Annotated in this window: 14 protein-coding genes; 8 read left to right on the forward strand and 6 right to left on the reverse strand. The window is 44.0% G+C overall.

The genetic code is table 11. From position 1 onward, the window contains the following. Positions 1-601 precede the first annotated feature (601 nt). On the reverse strand, positions 602-952 hold the full coding sequence (locus QZ938_RS08910) for a hypothetical protein (protein ID WP_293148522.1): 351 nt from the start codon (positions 950-952) through the stop codon (positions 602-604). A gap of 32 nt (positions 953-984) precedes the next feature. Further along, complete coding sequence (locus QZ938_RS08915) at positions 985-1158, reverse strand: hypothetical protein (protein ID WP_293148524.1); 174 nt, start codon at positions 1156-1158, stop codon at positions 985-987. 279 nt (positions 1159-1437) lie between these two features. Here QZ938_RS08915 and QZ938_RS08920 point away from each other — a divergent pair, with 279 nt between their 5' ends. Continuing rightward, positions 1438-3327: an AAA-like domain-containing protein gene (locus tag QZ938_RS08920; protein WP_293348836.1), complete on the forward strand. Its 1890-nt coding sequence runs from the start codon at positions 1438-1440 to the stop codon at positions 3325-3327. A gap of 553 nt (positions 3328-3880) precedes the next feature. Here QZ938_RS08920 and QZ938_RS08925 read toward each other — a convergent pair. Then, positions 3881-4660 (reverse strand): 5-formyltetrahydrofolate cyclo-ligase, encoded by a 780-nt coding sequence (locus QZ938_RS08925; RefSeq protein ID WP_293348839.1) that lies wholly within the window; start codon positions 4658-4660, stop codon positions 3881-3883. 115 nt (positions 4661-4775) lie between these two features. On the opposite strand from QZ938_RS08925, the gene QZ938_RS08930 reads away from it, so the two are divergent. Beyond that, positions 4776-7565 carry an AAA-like domain-containing protein gene (locus QZ938_RS08930; RefSeq protein ID WP_293363306.1) on the forward strand — a complete coding sequence of 930 codons (2790 nt, stop codon included), beginning with the start codon at positions 4776-4778 and terminating at the stop codon, positions 7563-7565. 928 nt (positions 7566-8493) lie between these two features. Here QZ938_RS08930 and QZ938_RS08935 read toward each other — a convergent pair. Together QZ938_RS08935 and QZ938_RS08940 are read right to left on the reverse strand one after the other, a co-directional pair. After that, complete coding sequence (locus QZ938_RS08935; protein ID WP_293148529.1) at positions 8494-8958, reverse strand: COP23 domain-containing protein; 465 nt, start codon at positions 8956-8958, stop codon at positions 8494-8496. A 39-nt stretch (positions 8959-8997) separates the two neighbouring features. Beyond that, complete coding sequence (locus QZ938_RS08940; RefSeq protein ID WP_293348845.1) at positions 8998-9324, reverse strand: hypothetical protein; 327 nt, start codon at positions 9322-9324, stop codon at positions 8998-9000. On the opposite strand from QZ938_RS08940, the gene QZ938_RS08945 reads away from it, so the two are divergent. The 6 genes from QZ938_RS08945 (at position 9324) to QZ938_RS08970 (ending at position 16091) form a co-directional block, all read left to right on the forward strand. Further along, entirely contained in the window at positions 9324-9821 is a 498-nt protein-coding gene (locus QZ938_RS08945) for an HNH endonuclease (RefSeq protein ID WP_293148535.1), read from the forward strand. The two genes, QZ938_RS08940 and QZ938_RS08945, sit on opposite strands and share 1 nt — an antisense overlap. A 234-nt stretch (positions 9822-10055) precedes the next feature. Further along, positions 10056-11312, forward strand: a complete 1257-nt coding sequence (locus QZ938_RS08950) for a bifunctional oligoribonuclease/PAP phosphatase NrnA (RefSeq protein ID WP_293148537.1) — start codon at positions 10056-10058, stop codon at positions 11310-11312. Between the two features lie 595 nt (positions 11313-11907). After that, entirely contained in the window at positions 11908-12402 is a 495-nt protein-coding gene (sixA, locus tag QZ938_RS08955) for a phosphohistidine phosphatase SixA (RefSeq protein WP_293337671.1), read from the forward strand. Between the two features lie 224 nt (positions 12403-12626). Then, on the forward strand, positions 12627-13772 hold the full coding sequence (locus QZ938_RS08960; protein WP_293348848.1) for a citrate synthase: 1146 nt from the start codon (positions 12627-12629) through the stop codon (positions 13770-13772). Between the two features lie 352 nt (positions 13773-14124). Beyond that, entirely contained in the window at positions 14125-15423 is a 1299-nt protein-coding gene (locus QZ938_RS08965) for an AAA family ATPase (RefSeq protein WP_293148543.1), read from the forward strand. Then, a complete protein-coding gene (locus QZ938_RS08970) occupies positions 15420-16091 on the forward strand; it encodes a retron system putative HNH endonuclease (RefSeq protein WP_293148545.1) in 672 nt (223 codons plus the stop codon). The genes QZ938_RS08965 and QZ938_RS08970 overlap by 4 nt, the downstream gene beginning before the upstream one ends. A gap of 645 nt (positions 16092-16736) precedes the next feature. On the opposite strand, the gene QZ938_RS08975 is transcribed toward QZ938_RS08970, so the two are convergent. Further along, the gene (locus tag QZ938_RS08975) at positions 16737-18851 is read right to left on the reverse strand and encodes a TIGR00300 family protein (RefSeq protein ID WP_293348851.1); all 2115 of its coding nucleotides are present in this window, start codon (positions 18849-18851) and stop codon (positions 16737-16739) included. Positions 18852-18996: the final 145 nt, after the last annotated feature.

Genomic DNA, 18996 nt, shown 5'->3' on the forward strand with positions numbered 1-18996 from the left:
TTGCGCTTGGGCGCTCTTCTCTTATATATTCAAAAGAGCGCTGAAGCGCAACAACATACCAGAGTCATAAAAGGTACGTAGTTGCGCTTGGGCGCTCTTCTCTTATATATTCAAAAGAGCGCTGAAGCGCAACAACATACCAGAGTCATAAAAGGTACGTAGTTGCGCTTGGGCGCTCTTCTCTTATATATTCAAAAGAGCGCTGAAGTGCAACAACATACCAGAGTCATAAAAGGTACGTAGTTGCGCTTAAGCGCTCTTCTCTTATATATTCAAAAGAGCGCTGAAGTGCAACAACATACCAGAGTCATAAAAGGTACGTAGTTGCGCTTAAGCGCTCTTCTCTTATATATTCAAAAGAGCGCTGAAGCGCAACAACATACCAGAGTCATAAAAGGTACGTAGTTGCGCTTTAAAAGAGCCCCCAAGCGCAACTACATACGCCTGCACCCGTAATTTTTATTATTTTCTTTGAGAATATTTGGTTGCCGGGAATTATATTGCATCCGGTTATATTAAACCTGTTTATTCTCGTCTTGCGTAGATCGGAAAGTTCATTCAGTCGGGAATTATTGTTTCCTCGGCGCGAGTTGTATTTGTGTTAGAGTACAAATTCTAGTTGTGCGATCGCGCGATTTCTGGCATCTTCGATGGAGTCGATCGCACTTTTGGCAAAAACTTGGCTTTTGGCAACAAATCGGCGATCGTTCAAATGGTCGTAAGCTTCCCAATTACCGCTAACTTCGCGATCGTGCCACAGAAACCAGCCGCGGTAGATTTCCCCGCTATCAATATCATCGCACAGCACCAGCCAATCATCACCCGTGAGAGCGCTGTTATCTAAGGCTACCAATTCAACCCACGCTAATGCAGTGCAGGCATCGATCGCATCAGCATCAACGGAGTTAGATTCTGTAGCGGTAGATTGTGGCGAGCAAAGTGTAGACTTCATAAATTCTCCTGAATGAAATAAATGGATTTATGCTATTTATGCAACTGATGGGGGACAGCAATTGGAAAAATCGTATTCTGATGAATTTGCGGTTGGTCAAATTTACCAGCGGCCGATGCTTCTGTTAAATTATTAAGTGTATTAATTGTCACAATTGAAGCAGTTCCTAAGGCGGCCATTGCCAATCGGTGTAGAATTTTGTTCATGGTGATGCTCCTGGGTTTTCCTTGATGTATCTACTCTAAAAAAAATCAGTGGTTGCTCGCAGGGGAGATTGGGGAGTTAAGATTTTTTTTTCTTTTCAAATATATTCACAGGTTGAAGCCGTTATCAGGACAGAGTTTGAGAAAGTCGATCGCCTAAAAACCCTCTACAAGTAAAATTACTTAAATTCCGGCGGGCTGACTATCTCCCTTAAAATCGCTTAAAATAGGAACTTAAGGTGTTAAAGTTCCTAGATTCCTTCCCATTTCAGTGCAACAGAAGTGCTCAAGTCAAAACGCGATCGCGGTCGAATTCTCACAGCCCCTGGCTTAAAGAAACTTAATGAGGCGCTCCAAGAATGGTCTGACCGATATAACATTAGAGGTACTCTGACGGAAATCGAGGCCGAGTCGGGCGTTGGCGCGGATACTGTCAGCAAAATTAAGCAGGGTAGAGAAGGTGCGGATCTCAGCAAACTGCGACAGTTGTTCGCGGCGTTTGAGCTGACTCTGACGAATGGCGACCATCGATCGGCTAAACTAGACGATGCCGAAGATGTCGCTGAGTCGGACAATTTACCCGTTGCCGGGGAAACCGCCAGCAGCAACAGAAGTGTTAAAGTATTTGTGAGTTATCGCAGCGCCGAACCCGATCGCGAGTTGGGAAAACAGCTAGAAACAGCCTTAAGTGCGATCGGGCATACAGTCTTCACCGCAGAAAATAATATTAGATTGGGAGATAATTGGTTCGATCGCATAAACTACTTCCTCAAAGAATGCGATTATTTGCTATTGCTATTGCCGCCAACAGTCAGCCAAAGCGAACTGCTGACATATCAAGTTCAGCAAGCCAAAGAACTGCAAGACTCGCGTCCTGACAAGAAACCAATAATTTTACCAATTCGCGTCGGTTTTCCCTTGAACGTACCTCTAAACCACGATTTGCGGGGCTATTTGTACCGAATCGAACAGAGGGAATGGCAAAAGGACGGCGACACTCCAATTTTGATCGAAGAAGTGTTGAAATTGCTAGCAGAAACTCCCGCACCAGTCAAAGAACAACCGGAAGATTTTAGAGCAAAACAAATATTAGAAATTAGTAGCGACGAAATACCTCTACCCGCCGCCGAACCGGAATTACCGGGAGGACAAGTCGATGTCGCTTCTCAATTTTATGTAGAACGCCCGCCCATAGAAGAACGCTGCTATCAAACTATTGTACAGCCCAGCGCCTTAATTAGAATCAAAGCACCGAGGCAAATGGGCAAAACATCCTTGATGGCAAGAATTTTGCATCACGGAACCCGTCAAGGTTATTGCACAGTACCGCTAACTTTTCAGTTAGTAGATAAAAGTGTATTCGCCAACTTAGATAAATTCTTAAAATGGTTTTGCGCTTACGTCGGGCGCGAATTGCACTTAGCCAATCAATTAGACGATTATTGGGACGATATTTTTGGCAGCAAAGTCAACTGCAAAGATTACTTTGAAAAATACATCTTACCCCAAATCGACAGTCCTCTAATTTTAGGATTAGACGAGATCGATCGCGTTTTCCAATATCCCGACATAGCCGAAGACTTTTTGGGACTGCTGCGGGCGTGGCACGAAGAATCGAAGCGGCGGGATATCTGGAAAAAACTGCGGTTAATTGTGGTTCACTCCACCGAAGTTTACATCCCCATGAATATCAATCAATCGCCCTTCAACGTCGGCTTACCCGTAGACTTGCCCGAATTCAACCACCAGCAAATCCAAGATTTAGCAGCGCGGCACAATTTAAGTTGGTCAGATGCCGAAGTTGAGCAACTGATGGCAATTGTGGGCGGTCATCCATATTTAGTGCGAGTTGCATTATATCACATTTCGCGAGGTGATTTGACACTTGATGAATTAAAAGAAAGTGCGTTAGCGAAGCCCTCGAAGAGGATCGCCGATGCGGGAATTTACAGCGACCATTTGCGCCGCCAACTGTGGAATTTAGAAGAATATCCAGAATTAGCTGCGGGGATGAGAGAGATTGCGGCGGCGGATTCTGGGGTGCAATTAAAGGCGATTCAGGCGTTTAAGTTGGACAGTTTGGGGTTGGTGAAATTGCAGGGAAACGAGTGCGTGCCTAGGTGCGAGTTGTACCGACAATATTTTCGATCGCACTTAAGCGCGATCGGGTAAAATATTGAGCGATTAGGTATCATATAATTCCAGATATTGTAGGGGCGGGTTCACCGACAATAATTGCCTAAAAGCGACAATCTCATAAACCCGCCCCACCCAACTGGTATCATATAATTCCAGATATTGTACGGGCGGGTTCACCAATAATAATTGCGTAAAACCGACAATCTCATAAACCCGCCCCCACCCAACGAAAAATCACAATCTACATCTTTTTAGATTCAAACATCCCATGAACGATATTTTTTTGATAACTTCCGATAATTGGCTAGATCGGGTAAAATATTGAGCAATTAGGTATCATATAATTCCAGATATTGTAGGGGCGGATTCACCGACAATAATGGCCTAAAACCGACAATCTCATAAACCCGCCCCCACCCAACGAAAAATCACAATTTACATCTTTTCAGCTTAAAACATCCCATGGACGACATTTTTTTGATAACTTCCGACAATTGGCTAGATTGGATAACTGTGTTTGGTTATCTAGGTTTTACTGTTTTCGTTATGTGGCGCATTTTGGCTGCAAAGTAGATATATTATAAAATTACCTTCTTCTTCCTTCTTCGCGTCCTTCGCGCCTTCGCGGTTCGTTTAACTTTCGCAAAATCGGAATTTGTTCCAACTGTTCCGATCGCAAACTATCCCAGTTTAACCCAGTTGGACGCGGATAAGTTGTATTAGTCTCAATTACCTCCTGGGCAGTCACAATCCAATTCAGCGCCCAATCGTGAGCCTGCATCGGCAAACGCGAATCTTCTACAATTTGCAAAGGATGCACTGTTGTCACAATCGGCGTATCGATTTCTACTAACCCGAATTCTGTCAGCATCGCCAACTCCAAATCGGCAAATCCTGCACCTTTGCCGGTTCTTCCCCCGTTGCGCGCCACCGCTACACAGCCGACTATTGCTAAGTCGATCGCCTCCATTTCTGCAAAACTGACCAATTTTCCGCAAGTGAGGGCTTTACGAGCGATCGCACTTTCGGCAATAGATACACTTTGTCTCTGCAAATCCTCGGCTGTTAACTCCACAAAACAGCGATCGTCTGTTAAGCGCGGTACAGCCATATACAGGCGTTTTCCGTCTTGCAAAGCCCGCATCCGCACTGGAATTTGCGCCGCATCGGGATTGCATTTAATCGTTTTCGCCTGTTGCCAAATCGGTAAACTCGCCAATTTTTCAGCCGCCAACTCGGCACCGACAAAATTGGGAATATGACCAAAAGAATCGCCAACAGATGCGGTTTGATCTTTCAGTAAAGACCAAATTTCCGTCCTTAACTTATCTTTGTCGTGGTGATATCCAATCCAATCTGTTTTCATGCTATATTATGGTACAATATATCATCCAAAATTTTAATTACATTCCTCAGTCGGCGAAGGCCGACTTCGTTCGTGTAGACGCGGTTTCAACCGCCGAATGAATTAAATGAATTATATGAATTTTACCGCAAAACCCAGTTACTATCAAGTCGGTGGCAGTCTGACAAATAATGCTCCGAATTATGTGAAGCGTCAAGCAGACGACGACTTTTATAACGGATTGAAGGCGGGGGAGTTTTGCTATGTTTTGAATTCCCGCCAAATGGGCAAATCTAGCTTGCAGGTGCGGACAATTCAGCGACTGAGAAATGAGGGAATTGCTTGTGCTGCGATCGACATTTCGGAAATTGGCAACCGCGGCGTGACTCCCGAACAGTGGTATGCTGGGTTGCTACGCATTCTCGAAAATAACTTTAATCTGTCGGATATTGTCAACGTGCGGACTTGGTGGCGCGATCGCAATTTTTTAACTCCGGTGCAAAGATTGAGCGAATTCATCGAAACCGTACTGTTAGCCAATATTTCCACCAATATTGTGATTTTTATCGACGAAATCGACAGCATTCTCGCCCTGGATTTTCCCGCCGATGATTTCCTAGCCCTAATTCGATCGTGCTACAACAAGCGCGCCAATAACTCGGAGTTCGATCGCCTAACGTGGGCTCTCCTAGGTGTAGCATCGCCGACGGATTTGTGCCGCGACAAGAATCTGGGCAGCAACACGCCTTTTAATATCGGTAGGGCGATCGAATTAACTGGTTTTGATGAAACAGAAGCTCAACCGCTAGCAGCGGGGTTGGCAGAGCTGACAGACCGCTCTGCTGAAGTTTTGAGAGAGGTTTTGTATTGGACGGGCGGGCAACCGTTTTTGACTCAAAAGTTGTGCAAACTGCTGTTTGAAAATGCACCCCCCCCAGCCCCCCCTTGTCAAGGGGGGGAGCAAGAGCGCATTCAAAATCCCTTTGAAAATGCACCCCCCCCAGCCCCCCCTTGTCAAGGGGGGGAGCAAGAGCGAGTCAATAATCCCAAAGAGTGGGTTGAGGAAGTGGTACGGTTGAAGATTGTGGAGAATTGGGAATCTCAGGATGTTCCCGAACATTTGTCCACAATTCGCGATCGGCTTTTTCGAGAAAACCAGCGGATTGTCAGAAGACTCGGATTGTATCAGCAAATTTTACAGCAAGTTGAAATCGTCCCCGATGGTAGTGCGGAACAAATGGAATTGCGATTAAGCGGATTAATCGTCAAGCGCCGGGAAAAATTAACTATTTCTAATCCTATTTATCAAGCTGTCTTTAACCAAGACTTAATCGCCAAAAACTTAGAAAAACTCTTACCTTACTCCGAAGCCATCAAAGTCTGGCTGAATTCTAACTCTCAAGATGACTCCCAACTGTTGCGAGGCGAAGATTTGCAATCAGCATTGGTTTGGGCGGCAGACAAAAGTTTGAGAAACGAAGACTTTCAATTTTTGACAGCCAGCCAAAAACTGATTTTGAGCGACCAAAATCAACTGCTGCTGGCAGCTAAACTAGAAACGCAAAAAGCGGCGCGCGATGCCGAAACAGCTTTGAGTGAAGCTGGTGCAGCCAAGCAAAAAGCCCAACTGTGGATCGGAATCGGTTCGGCGGTACTGGTTGGATCGTTGATTGGGGCGATCGGCTTTTCAACTCTCGCTTACCAGCGGTTTAAACTAGCACAAGCAAGTATTGAAATCGAACAAAATGGCAGCGATGCTTTACTGTTGGCAGTATCTCAAAAAAATGAGAGCAGCGAAGCTTTATCGGAAGCTTTACTGAGGGCGATCGCCTCTGGGAAAAAATTAAGAACATTTGTTGAAAACAAACAACATCTCGAACAATATCCTGCAACTAGACCGCTGTTAGCCTTACAAGTTATTCTTGACGAAATTAGCAAAAAACAGCAGATTAAAGCACCATCACTTCCACCAAGAAAGATGAATTGGCAAGCTCATACAGGTGCTGTTACCAGCATCTGTTTCAGCCCCGATGGTAAGATTTTGGCAACCGCAGGAATAGACGATAGAGTGAGAATTTGGAACTTTTACGGGCAGAAAGTTGCTGAATGGAAAGCTTTACAGCAGTCAGTGAATATGGTAAGCTTTAGCCCAGATGGTAAATCTTTAGCGACTGCCGGAAGCGATAGCACAGTTAAGTTCTGGAATTTGTCAGGGAAAAAGATTTCTCAGTTGAAAGGAATTGAAGGCTCTGTTAACAGTATTAGTTTTAGTCCGACAGAAAAGTTATTTGCGGCAGCAGGAATCGATAGCAGTTCGGCAATTTGGAACTTGTCAAAACTATCACAATCAATCTCATCTAGCGTGAAGCTTCCCGGTCACAATGGTTTAGTGAGAAGCGTGAATTTTAGCCCTAGTGGCGATTTTTTGACGACTTTAGACGGCAAATCTACAGTGCGAGTTTGGGATTTGTCGGGACAACTAAAAAAAACGCTGCCGGTGCAGGCAATTGGTATCAGTTTCAGTCCAGATGAACAGCAGTATCGCTTTGCTACAGTAACATTAAACGGCAAAGTCGGGTTGTGGAATCTGTCAACCAAAGAATTAGTTAGTGAATTTGAAACCTTGCATTTAGATGCGAAATTAATTAGTTTTAGTCCCGACGGAGAAAGGCTGGCTACTGTGGGAATTGATAAGACTGTGCGGCTGTGGAATTTAGCGGGGCGCCCGGTTGCTCAATTTACCTTTGAGGAGAATGTTGTTAGTGTTGGTTGGAGTGGAGATGGCAAGCAAATTGCTGTAGCTGGAAGTAATGGTACTGTCTGGTTGAGGCAGGTTGAAGGGTTGGAAGAATTGTTGAAGCAAAGCTGCGATTTTCTCAGCAGTCAACCGGAGTATTTGAGAAGGGTTTCTACTATCTGCAAGTAAGGTGTACAATGCGCCAATTGGTTTGTAGTGAGGACTTTAGTCCTTCCCTTTCAAAATCAGAGGACTAAAGTCCTCACTACAAACCTGCCAATTAGTTCGTAGTGAGGACTTTAGTCCTTCCTCTTTAAAATCGGAGGACTAAAGTCCTTACTACAAACCTGCCAATTAGTTCGTAGTGAGGACTTTAGTCCTTCCTCTTTAAAATCAGAGGACTAAAGTCCTCACTACAAACCTGCCAATTAGTTCGTAGTGAGGACTTTAGTCCTTCCTCTTTAAAATCGGAGGACTAAAGTCCTCACTACAAACCTGCCAATTAGTTCGTAGTGAGGACTTTAGTCCTTCCCTTTCAAAATCAGAGGACTAAAGTCCTTACTACAAACCTGCCAATTAGTTCGTAGTGAGGACTTTAGTCCTTCCTCTTTAAAATCGGAGGACTAAAGTCCTTACTACAAACCTGCCAATTAGTTCGTAGTGAGGACTTTAGTCCTTCCCTTTCAAAATCAGAGGACTAAAGTCCTTACTACAAACCTGCCAATTAGTTCGTAGTGAGGACTTTAGTCCTTCCTCTTTAAAATCGGAGGACTAAAGTCCTTACTACAAACCTGCCAATTAGTTCGTAGTGAGGACTTTAGTCCTTCCCTTTCAAAATCAGAGGACTAAAGTCCTCACTACAAACCTGCCAATTAGTTCGTAGTGAGGACTTTAGTCCTTCCTCTTTAAAATCGGAGGACTAAAGTCCTCACTACAAACCTGCCAATTAGTTCGTAGTGAGGACTTTAGTCCTTCCTCTTTAAAATCGGAGGACTAAAGTCCTCACTACAAACCTGCCAATTAGTTCGTAGTGAGGACTTTAGTCCTTCCTCTTTAAAATCGGAGGACTAAAGTCCTTACTACAAACCTGAATTACGGGTTGGGTAACTGATAAATATCAATTTACCTTGACAGGCGAAACACTTACATTAGGATTTTTAACTCTTCTTAAAAGTTCTTGTCTGGCTTGTTCGGGATTTTGCCCTTTTGGGACTTGATATAATAATCTACAGGAACCGTCTTGAGGATTAGCTGCACAAATAATTAGTTGACCGCTGCCAGATGCACCTGCTGTGAGAATATTGTCCCAGCTTCCTTGGCCTTGCGAGTTGTTGAGAATTCCCGAGACTCGGGTGCAGCGAGTAATGGCGTCTTCTCCTGATTCATTGAAATAGTTATCAGCTACCCACAGAATAACGGGAATATTTTTGCCTTGTTGGACAGCAATTGTGGCCGGGCGGCCACCAGCAGCGCCACAGAAAAATGACGGAGTTTGGGCAAAAGCCTGACTGTTTGCTAAAATCGGAGCTGCAATGGCAATAATTGACACACTAAAAGCTGACTTTAAAAGCCGAAATTTCATGGGCGGTAATAAGCTTTTTCATTTATGGTTACTAATACTCTAAAAAGTTAGACTGCTGCTTGCCGGGAAGATTAGGCATTTAGGGAAAAAAATAAAAATTATTCTGTCAAGTTTTGCCGTAAGCGTTGCCCGGGCGAGACGATCGCCCATACTGCCATTATCCAGACCAAAACCCACCCAAAATCCCTCGCTGACAAAGGCTGTGGCAAAAAATAGGTGCGATCGCAGGGGCTCGATCGCGAAGGTATAGGGTAAAGGTAAGGTTCTTAGCCGTTTTTGGCGATCGCCCCGTCCTTCCTCAGTCCGCCCCCCTAAACTGGAACCTGTGTTAGCATCAATAAAAATCTTCTCTTTAATAATCAACAATGGGCAATGTTCTGGTGCTGAATGCCTCCTACGAACCGCTCAACATCACCAATTGGCGAAGAGCGGTAGTTTTGTTGCTGAAAGGAAAAGCAGAACAGGTAGAACATAACGGGAAATTTATTGCGCCAAACTTCCCGCTACCAACTGTGATTCGACTGCGGCATTACGTCCGAGTTCCCTATAAGGATATTCCGCTTACCCGCCGGAACATCTTGCACCGTGACGCCCACTCTTGTCAATACTGTGGCTACACCGGGGACGATTTGACCCTGGATCACGTCATTCCCCGATCGCGCGGGGGAGGCGAAAGTTGGGAAAACCTCGCTACCGCCTGCGTGCGCTGCAATGTCAATAAAGGCAGTCGCACCCCGAAAGAAGCAGGAATGCTGCTGCGGTATCCGCCCAGGAAACCTCACAGCGGTCTTTATTTTGAAGTGACTAGGCACGTTAAGAGTGGTATGCACCAAGAATGGCAAAAATATGTAATCGGCCTTTGAAACCCCTGTCGCAAGAAAGCGCGGGGGTTTTTTGCGGAAGTTTTGAGTTGCAGGCGTGGCGCCATGAGTGCGTCGGGCCAATAGTTTTGAGTTGAAAAGTTAAATAGTAAAGACTCTTAACTCCGGTTTCTGTTAAGGAATATTGGGTTTGACAGCGCGGCATCTACAAAGAAACCGGGTTTAATTGGTTTTGGCGCGCAAATCCTGAAAGAATTAAATTGTGTATTTTTAACAATGAAAGACCACCAGCCTACCAATTCAGATGAAGTATCTGACAACCACGAAGCTGAGGTTGTACCATCCGCGAGTGTACCTGGGAAACGGCGCAGCAAAGCCGAAGTTGCTTCGGAAGACGATCGCGCCAGTCTGCGCGGGGAATTACTCGATCGCAAAATCGAGCAATTGCGCCAAATGTTCGATCGGCACAGAGGCGATCGCCAGTTAATATTATTGCAAGATTTTCCCGACCCCGACGCACTTTCGAGCGCTTGGGCTTACAAATTAATCGCCGAACAGTACGATATTCAATGCGAGATTATCTACGCCGGCGCCCTCAGCCACCAAGAAAATATTGCCTTAGTTAAATTGACAGGCTTACCGTTGCAGCGGTGGACGCTGGAAACAACAAAAACGAAGGATTTGTCGGCGTATCAGGGCTGCGTTTTTATCGACAACCAAGGTACGACTTGTAACTTAACTGAGTTTATTTTAGGGGCTGGAGTCCCGATCGCAGCAGTAATCGACCACCACAGTTTGCAGGGGGAAATGAACGCAGAATTTACGGATTTGCGTCCGGATATCCGCGCTACAGCCACGATTTTTACCGAGTATTTGCAGGCTGGAATGGTGGCTTTTGACGGTAGTGTCAGCCAGCACGTCAAGTGTGCTACGGCTTTGATGCACGGTTTGCGATCGGATACCAATGCCCTCAGACAAGCACAGGAGGAGGACTTTTTAGCTGCGGCTTATTTGAGCCGATTTTATGACCCGCAGTTGCTGAATGCGGTGTTACAGTCGTCTCGTTCTAAATGGGTGATGGATGCGATCGAGCGATCGCTCAAACACCGCATCGTCAAGAACAATTTCTCGATCGCGGGCATCGGCTACCTCCGCTATGACGATCGAGATTCCATTCCCCAAGCAGCGGACTTTTTGGTAACAGAAGAGAACGTACATACAGCCGTTGTCTACGCAATTGTGCACGACAAAGACGAAGAAATCGAAGTAGTAATCGGATCGCTGCGAACGAACAAACTGACTCTTGACCCCGATGAATTTATTAAAGAAGCCTTCGGTCAAGATGCTCAAGGACGCTTTTTTGGCGGTGGAAGAAGTCAAGCGGGCGGTTTTGAAATTCCGGTAGGATTTCTTTCGGGTGGAAATGAGAATAGCGATTATGCAAGGCACAAATGGGAAGTATTCGATTCTCAAATTAAGCAAAAATTAATGAGTTTAATTAGTCCTACCGATAATCCAGTTTACGATCGTTAAAGTTTGTATAGCCTTTCTCTCCAAGACTAAGGTACGTTGTTGGGCTTCAGCCCTCTGGTGGTGATGCTACACTCAGCTCGCCGACGCACCAAAAACTCCAATAACAGTTATACTTCATCTTTTTGAGAAGGTACGTTGTTGGGCTTGAGCCTCCTTGTGGTGATGGTACACTCAGCTCGCCGACGCAGCAAAAAGTTCAATAATACTCATACTTCATCTTTTTGAAAAAGTTTATAGCCCTTCTCAAAAAGAAGAAGTATGTCTAATCATGGGTGATTGCTAATTGCTAATCGATATTCACTAAATGAACAAATAGTTATATAAGATATCCCTCGAAAGTTTTTGTCGGATTATCGCTAAAGAATTCGGTTTATTCATATTTTTTATACAAAAAAAGTACGTTGTTGCGCTTTAGCGCTCTATTTTAGACTAATAGAGCGCTAAAGCGCAACAACGTACCTTTAACGTACTTTTGAAGTAAACCTGACGACAGCGCAGGATTGTAAGGCAGTTGTACAATGAATAGGGCGAAAATGCGATCGCACCAAATCTCAAAAAAAGTGCGATCGCAAAACTATCAAAAAGGACAGCGACAGTGCATCTCTACCTAGTCCGTCACGGCATCGCAGCGGAACCCGAAGAATATGATACAGACGAGGAACGGCCCCTAACTAAAGAGGGCGATCGTAAAACCCGAAAAATCGCCCAGCGGCTGTACGAGATCGAAATTCAGTTCGATCTGATTCTTACCAGTCCCCTACTGCGCGCCACACAAACCGCCCAAATCCTGCTGTCAGCGGGTCTGAGTTCCAAAATAGAAGAATCCATCCCCCTCGCACCTTCAGGAGACATCGGGGACTGGCTGAGGTGGTACAAGCAGTGGCAGGAAACAGGGAACCGCAGCTTGGCCCTAGTGGGCCACCAACCAGATTTGGGCAATTGGGCTGAAACTTTACTTTGGGGTCGATCGCACGACGCGCTGATTGTCAAAAAAGCAGGTATCATCGGCTTAATTCTCCCCGAAACTGGCTCCCCAGTCGGCCGCAGCCAAATGTTCTGGCTGACTGGGCCCAAGTTTTTGCTCTCCTAGAAACGGCGAATCGCCCTCTTAAACCCAGATTTTCGGGCGCAGAAAGCGGGTGGGAGGGGCGAAAATATCTAGCGGTGCGATTGATAACTGGGTTGAAAAATCCCGTTTCTGAGCGGCGGAGTGCCTGAGTCGCGATCGAATTATTCTTGGTCGAGACGGTGACACGATCTTGCTTTCTGCTAATGTAATTTGATTAGATTCAACTCACACAACACGGTATCGCAATGGTCGTCGGCGAATTCAAACCAGGCTTAGAAGGTGTTCCCGCCACCTTGTCCAGTATTAGTTACGTAGATGGACAAAATGGGGTGCTGGAATATCGCGGGATTAGCATCGAGGAACTAGCACTCAAAAGTTCCTTTGTGGAAACGTCATATTTATTAATCTGGGGTGTACTTCCAACAAAGGAAGAACTAGAAGCTTTCGAGCATGAAATTCGCTATCACCGCCGGATCAAATATCGCATCCGCGACATGATGAAATGCTTTCCCGAAAGAGGACATCCCATGGATGCCCTGCAAGCTTCAGCAGCGGCTTTAGGTTTATTTTACTCGCGCCGAGCTCTGGCTAATCCAGCATATATTCGAGAAGCTGTAGTGCGGCTGCTAGCTAAGATTCCCACAATGGTAGCAGCCTTCCAGCAAATGCGGCGGGGTAATGACCCGGTGCGGCCGAGGGATGACTTGAACTACTCGGCTAACTTTCTGTATATGCTCAACGAACAAGAACCCGATCCGCTGTTAGCTAGCATTTTTGACACTTGTCTGACTCTCCACGCCGAACATACAATCAATGCCTCTACATTTTCGGCAATGGTAACAGCTTCGACGCTCACAGATCCTTACGGGGTGATTGCTTCAGCAGTTGGCACTTTGGCGGGGCCGCTGCACGGGGGGGCGAATGAAGAAGTGATTGAGATGTTGGAGCAAATTGGTTCGGTAGAAAACGTGCGGGCTTTTGTCGAGAAGTGCATTGAAAATAAGGACAAAATCACGGGGTTCGGCCACCGCGTTTACAAGGTGAAAGATCCGAGAGCAACTATTCTCCAAGGGTTAGCAGAACAGTTATTTGAAAACTTCGGCCGCGACGATTATTACGACATTGCTGTCAAGTTGGAAGAAGTGGTTGAAGAGAAATTGGCTCACAAAGGAATTTATGCTAATGTAGATTTCTATTCTGGTCTGGTTTACCGGAAAATGGGAATTCCGACGGACTTGTTTACACCAGTTTTTGCGATCGCCCGAGTTGCCGGTTGGCTTGCCCACTGGAAGGAACAGCTAGAGACAAACCGCATTTACCGCCCGACTCAAATCTATACGGGGACTCACGGTGCTCCTTATATTGCGATCGAGGAAAGACTGCCATCTTAACCTCAAAGCTGTAGCCGTAGGGTGCGTGGCCTTGCAAAAATCTGTCAATAAAAATTGACTTTTCGAGTAGCGACGCACCTTACCAAAATTTTGGGTTTGTTTCCTCATCTCTGGAAAAAAACAGGTGCGTCGCCATGAGATTGTCGCTGTTGATGAAGGATTGTCGATGGCGACACACCCTACGGCTTGACTTATTTATCTCAACTCCCGGTAGATACTTGGGACAAACCATTAAAAACGGTGATTACAGAGAACGGATGAGGTAATTATTAAATTATCTAAAGGTGGAAGAATAAGTAACATCTTCTTGGTATTGTAAATTTACAATTATTTTATAATTATAATTATAATTATGCGTATTGAAGAACTACATTTACAAAACTTTCGAGGTTTTCGAGAACTTAAATTAACACTTCCCTCTGATTTGGCTGTGTTCATTGGATCTAACGGTTCAGGTAAATCATCTATTTTAGATAGTATTGCTATACTTTTATCTCAATTTGTATCTGCATTTAGACGAAAAGATTCACAAGGATTCAAAGGAAAAGGATTAAGGGATGATGATATTAATATCAACTCAGATATGACCTTCAATAATATTTGTGTTGTTATTGACTCCAATAATACGCTATCATGGAATATCATACGTTTTAAATACGGAGAACATTCAAATAACACAGAAGCAATTAAAGAGTATGCTGTTCAGATTCTTCAAGACCTTGAAGATAAACCTGATTTAAGTATACCAATATTTGTTTATTATCAAACTCAACGTATAGTAATAAACTCTTCATCTGGCAAATATATAGCCACAAATCAATTTGATGCTTATAGAGCTTCCACAAGTACTATAACTGATTTTAGAGATTTCTTCGAGTGGTTTAAAGAAGAAGAAGAATATGAGAATGAAATTAGATTAAGAGAAAATATTGATTTTAGAAATAATAACCTAGAAATTGTGAGAAAAGCATTAGAAACATTTTTAGAAGGCTTTCCTGATACCGAGTTTTCAGATTTACATATAGTACGTGTAAGTTCTAGTAGAGAAGGTGGTATTCGTCATTTAAGTAAACCTTCATTAGTTATTAAAAAAAATGGTGAAAACTTTAAAATAGATCAACTTTCTGACGGTGAAAAAACTTTACTAATGATAGTAGTTGACATTGCGCGACGGTTAGCAATATTGAATCCTAGTATTACAAATCCTTCAGAATTACTAGAAAAAGGAACAGGAATAATATTAATTGATGAAATAGATTTACACTTACATCCTCAATGGCAAAGAATTGTCATTCCCAGTTTTAGAAAAACCTTCCCAAATTGTCAGTTTATTGTTACAACTCATTCACCCCAAGTCTTGAGTGGAGTCAACCGAGAAAACGTATTTATTTTAGAAGATTCAAAAATACTAGAATTTACACCCCACACTTTTGGGAGAGACAGTAATTCAATTCTGTTTGAAGTTATGGGTGTAGAAAAAAGACCTGTAAAAATGCAGGAAAGAATAGACAAATGTTTTGAAATGATAGATAATGATAACTTAGAGGAAGCTAAACTAGAACTACAAAAGTTATCTGAATTATTGGGAAATAACGATCCAGAATTAGTAAGAGCTTATACACTTATAGATTTTTTAAACAGGGTAGAATGAAACGTATTATCAAAGGTTCTGAACCTCCATGTCTTTTACAATATCGTCAAACAAACGACGCAAAATATGATAATTATCGTCCAAAAGAACCTTTAAAAAAGGCATTATTGGAAGAACAAGGTTATATTTGTTGTTATTGTATGCAACGAATATCTATAGATGATATGGAAATTGAACATAACAAAGCTCAAAACGAGAATTGCTATCCAGAGTTACAACTAGACTACAAAAATTTACTAGCTTCTTGCACTGGTAATAGAGGTAAAGGATTAAAAAATTTTCATTGTAATGCAAGAAAGGGATATTACGAAGGAAAGAATATCAATTATACAATAACTCTTAATCCAGCAGATAGTAATAAAAATTGTGAACATTACATCAAATATAGTTCAACTGGAAAATTATTATCTGCATCTGATGATGAAACTATTAATCGTGAACTAAATGAAATTTTAAATCTGAATCACCAAAATCTTATAGATAATCGTAAAATAGCTTTAGATGTTATTATTCACGTATTAAATAAAAAGTTTTCCAATAAAACTTGGTCAAAGGAAGCTATCAAAAAGAAAGTAGAAGAACTGAGTAGCAAGGATGCAGAAGGCAAGTATAGTCCGTACTGCCAATATATTGCTTGGTATTTAACCAAAAGATTAAATAACCCTTAAACCGTAATTTAAATATTATTAGTGCGATCGCCGATCTTGTAGAGTGTGTTAATGAAATGTAACGCACCTTGTTTGTTTCTCAGCAGCAATTCCAAATTCCAAATCTGCTACTGTTGAAAGCCTTACGCCAAGAAGATTTTTAAATTCTTGATAGTTTGAGCGATCGCTGAAACGGCGCAAAATTATTCTGAATTTATTTTTGCTGAACCTTATCGCTTTTAACAATTTTTTAAAATATGCTAAATATTAGATCGGTCAACGTAGTTTTTGGAGAGGCAGATGATGCAGGCGATGCAGGAAATCGCCCTCTAAAACACATCAAATCATTTGAGAATATTTGTTGTTGGGTGAAATAGCGATCGCCCCTTACAAACTTGAGAAGATGAATGTTGAGGCGATCGCTATTTCATATTTTATGGTGGCTTGCTAGTAGTTGCACTTCTGCTTCTTGTAATTAGAGCATTAAGTTGAGAATGGAACTTTGGCAAACTTTATAAAGCCAAACGGTGCGTCAGAAATATGCTTTCCGTACAACTTGAAAATCTCAAATCTGACGCACCCTACTAGACATCCCAAGAATTGCCTGTCTTGAACAGGCAGGATGCCTGTTCCACAATAATTATGGGAGATGTCTACTAGCTAAATCTAAACAGATTGAGTTACATGATGGCGGCTAGTCAACTTATCCAATTGATTCACCAACAAACTCAGGAACAATCCCACATCGGTGACAACTCCAGTAGATTCGATCGACCCCCGATCGCTCAATTTCGTCACCACAGCCGGATTAATGTCCACACAGACCATCTTTACACCCGCCGGAGTCATATTTCCCACACCAATGGAATGCAGCATAGACGACAGCATTAACACCATATCCGCGCCCCGTAACAGCTCAGTATACTCTTCTTGAGCCTTCACCAAATCCATTTGCGTGTCGGGAAGCGGCCCGTCATCGCGGATCGAACCAGCCAGAGAATACGGTATATTGTGCTTCACGCACTCGTACATCACACCGCTAGTAATCACGCCTGCTTCCACGGTTTTAGCAATACTGCCATAACGGCGCACAGTGTTAATCATTTTCAAGTGGTGTCGGTGTCCGCCGCGCACAGCTACGCCACGTTTCATGTCAACTCCCAAAGAAGTTCCCATGCTCGATTGTTCCATGTCGTGAACTGCGATCGCATTTCCACCTAACAATGCTTGCACGTAACCTTCGCGAATCAAATGCGCTAAATGTTCGCCACCGCCGGTGTGGATCACAACAGGCCCCGCCGTCACTACAACTTTACCGCCCCGATCGCGAATTTGGCGCAATTCCCACGCTACTTGTTCCACTACCAATTCTACCCGGCGCTCGCTAGAAACGCTACCGGACATGAAGCTAAATTCTTGAGAATTGCGCTGTTCCCGCGATTCTGTTTTGCGGATAGTGCGGATACCGACGACATCGACAACGACTTTTTCACCTATTTTTAAATCGCGCAACAATTTGCACGTAGCCACCGGGCCTTCTGCGGTTTCAGTAATCGCAACTGCACCATCCATCCGCTGATTTCGTGCTTTCACCCACTGACCGTTTACCCGCACTTCTGTAGGATAAATTGTACTAACGTAAAAGTCGTCTGGGCCGACACCATCTTGCACGACATCTTCTAAAATAGCGTCGCAAATCTCTTGCGGCGGTGGCACTGCACCCAAGTCAATCAGCAATCCCATGATTTCTTCCATCACATCGTGGGAAGGTGCCGAAACTTTCACATCCGCAGATGATGTGCTTTGACGCTGTTCTCCTAAATTGAAATTGAGCACTTGGAAACTGCCGCCGTTTTCGATAATTAAGTCTAAAGCACGACTGATTAAACCAGCATCGAGCAAGTGGCCTGCCATGCGAATGGTGCGGCTTTCTACCATCACGTTTGCCGATCGATCTTCTTGCACAGGTTCATTCACCCGCAGCGTCAAACACTTACAGGCACCGCCCGCTTTCAAAAATTCGCTCATCGGGGTTTCAATGACTTGGAAGCCGGCTTGAGTGATGCGCGTTTTCAAGCCTTCGCTCACCTTGTTCATTACCACAACTTTGTCAATATTGACAGCATTGCAAGCAAAATTAGCGGCATCTGCTTCTTCGATCGCAATCCGTTTTTCCGGCGCTACTCGCATTTCAATGAGGCGGTTCGAGTAAGAGTCAAATGCTGCGGGATAGTACAGCAAATAGCCGCCTGTGAGCGGACAAAAACAGGTATCTAGGTGATAGAAACGTTCGTCTACTAAACGCAGCGATAGCACTTCAATATTCAGCCAGTTTGCTAGCAATGGGTGCGAGTCGAGTTCGGAACGGAAGCCGTATCCTGCCCACAACCAGCGTCCTTCGCGATCGAGCAAAGCATCGCCCGCACCCTCAAACGGCAAGTCTTTCGGGAGTTCGTGCACGGTGAAACCTTTGTTTTCAAACCATGCTTTGAAATAGGGTTCTTCGCCTTGGCGTTCCTTGTGATAGAAGCGGCTGAGGACAAAAGTATTGCCTAAAAGTAAGCCAGCGTTGGCGGTGAACACCATATCCGGCCAGCCTTTTTCGGGCGGTACCAAGTCTACAACGGCGTTGTCTTTCAACACGTGGTAAAGTTTCTCCCACTGTTCGACGGCGCGATCGCGCGATGATTTGTGGACATTTCCCTCCATCCAAGGGTTAATCACGTAATCTACATCGTAGTGGTCGGGAGCGCACATCAGGAAGCGAATTGAGTCAGTCATAATTCAGTTAAAATGTGGTAGATGCTACAGACTTAAGTTGAGATAGTATGTATTAAATCAACTCTCAAATTCACTCCCAAGAGAAAGAGTGAAACGTCTGGCAGCGAAAAAAGTAGCTTTTAATTATATCACAGTTAGGTTAAAA

The sequence above is a fragment of the Microcoleus sp. CAWBG27 genome, assembly GCF_020883145.1.
In the GTDB taxonomy this organism is placed as follows: domain Bacteria; phylum Cyanobacteriota; class Cyanobacteriia; order Cyanobacteriales; family Microcoleaceae; genus Microcoleus.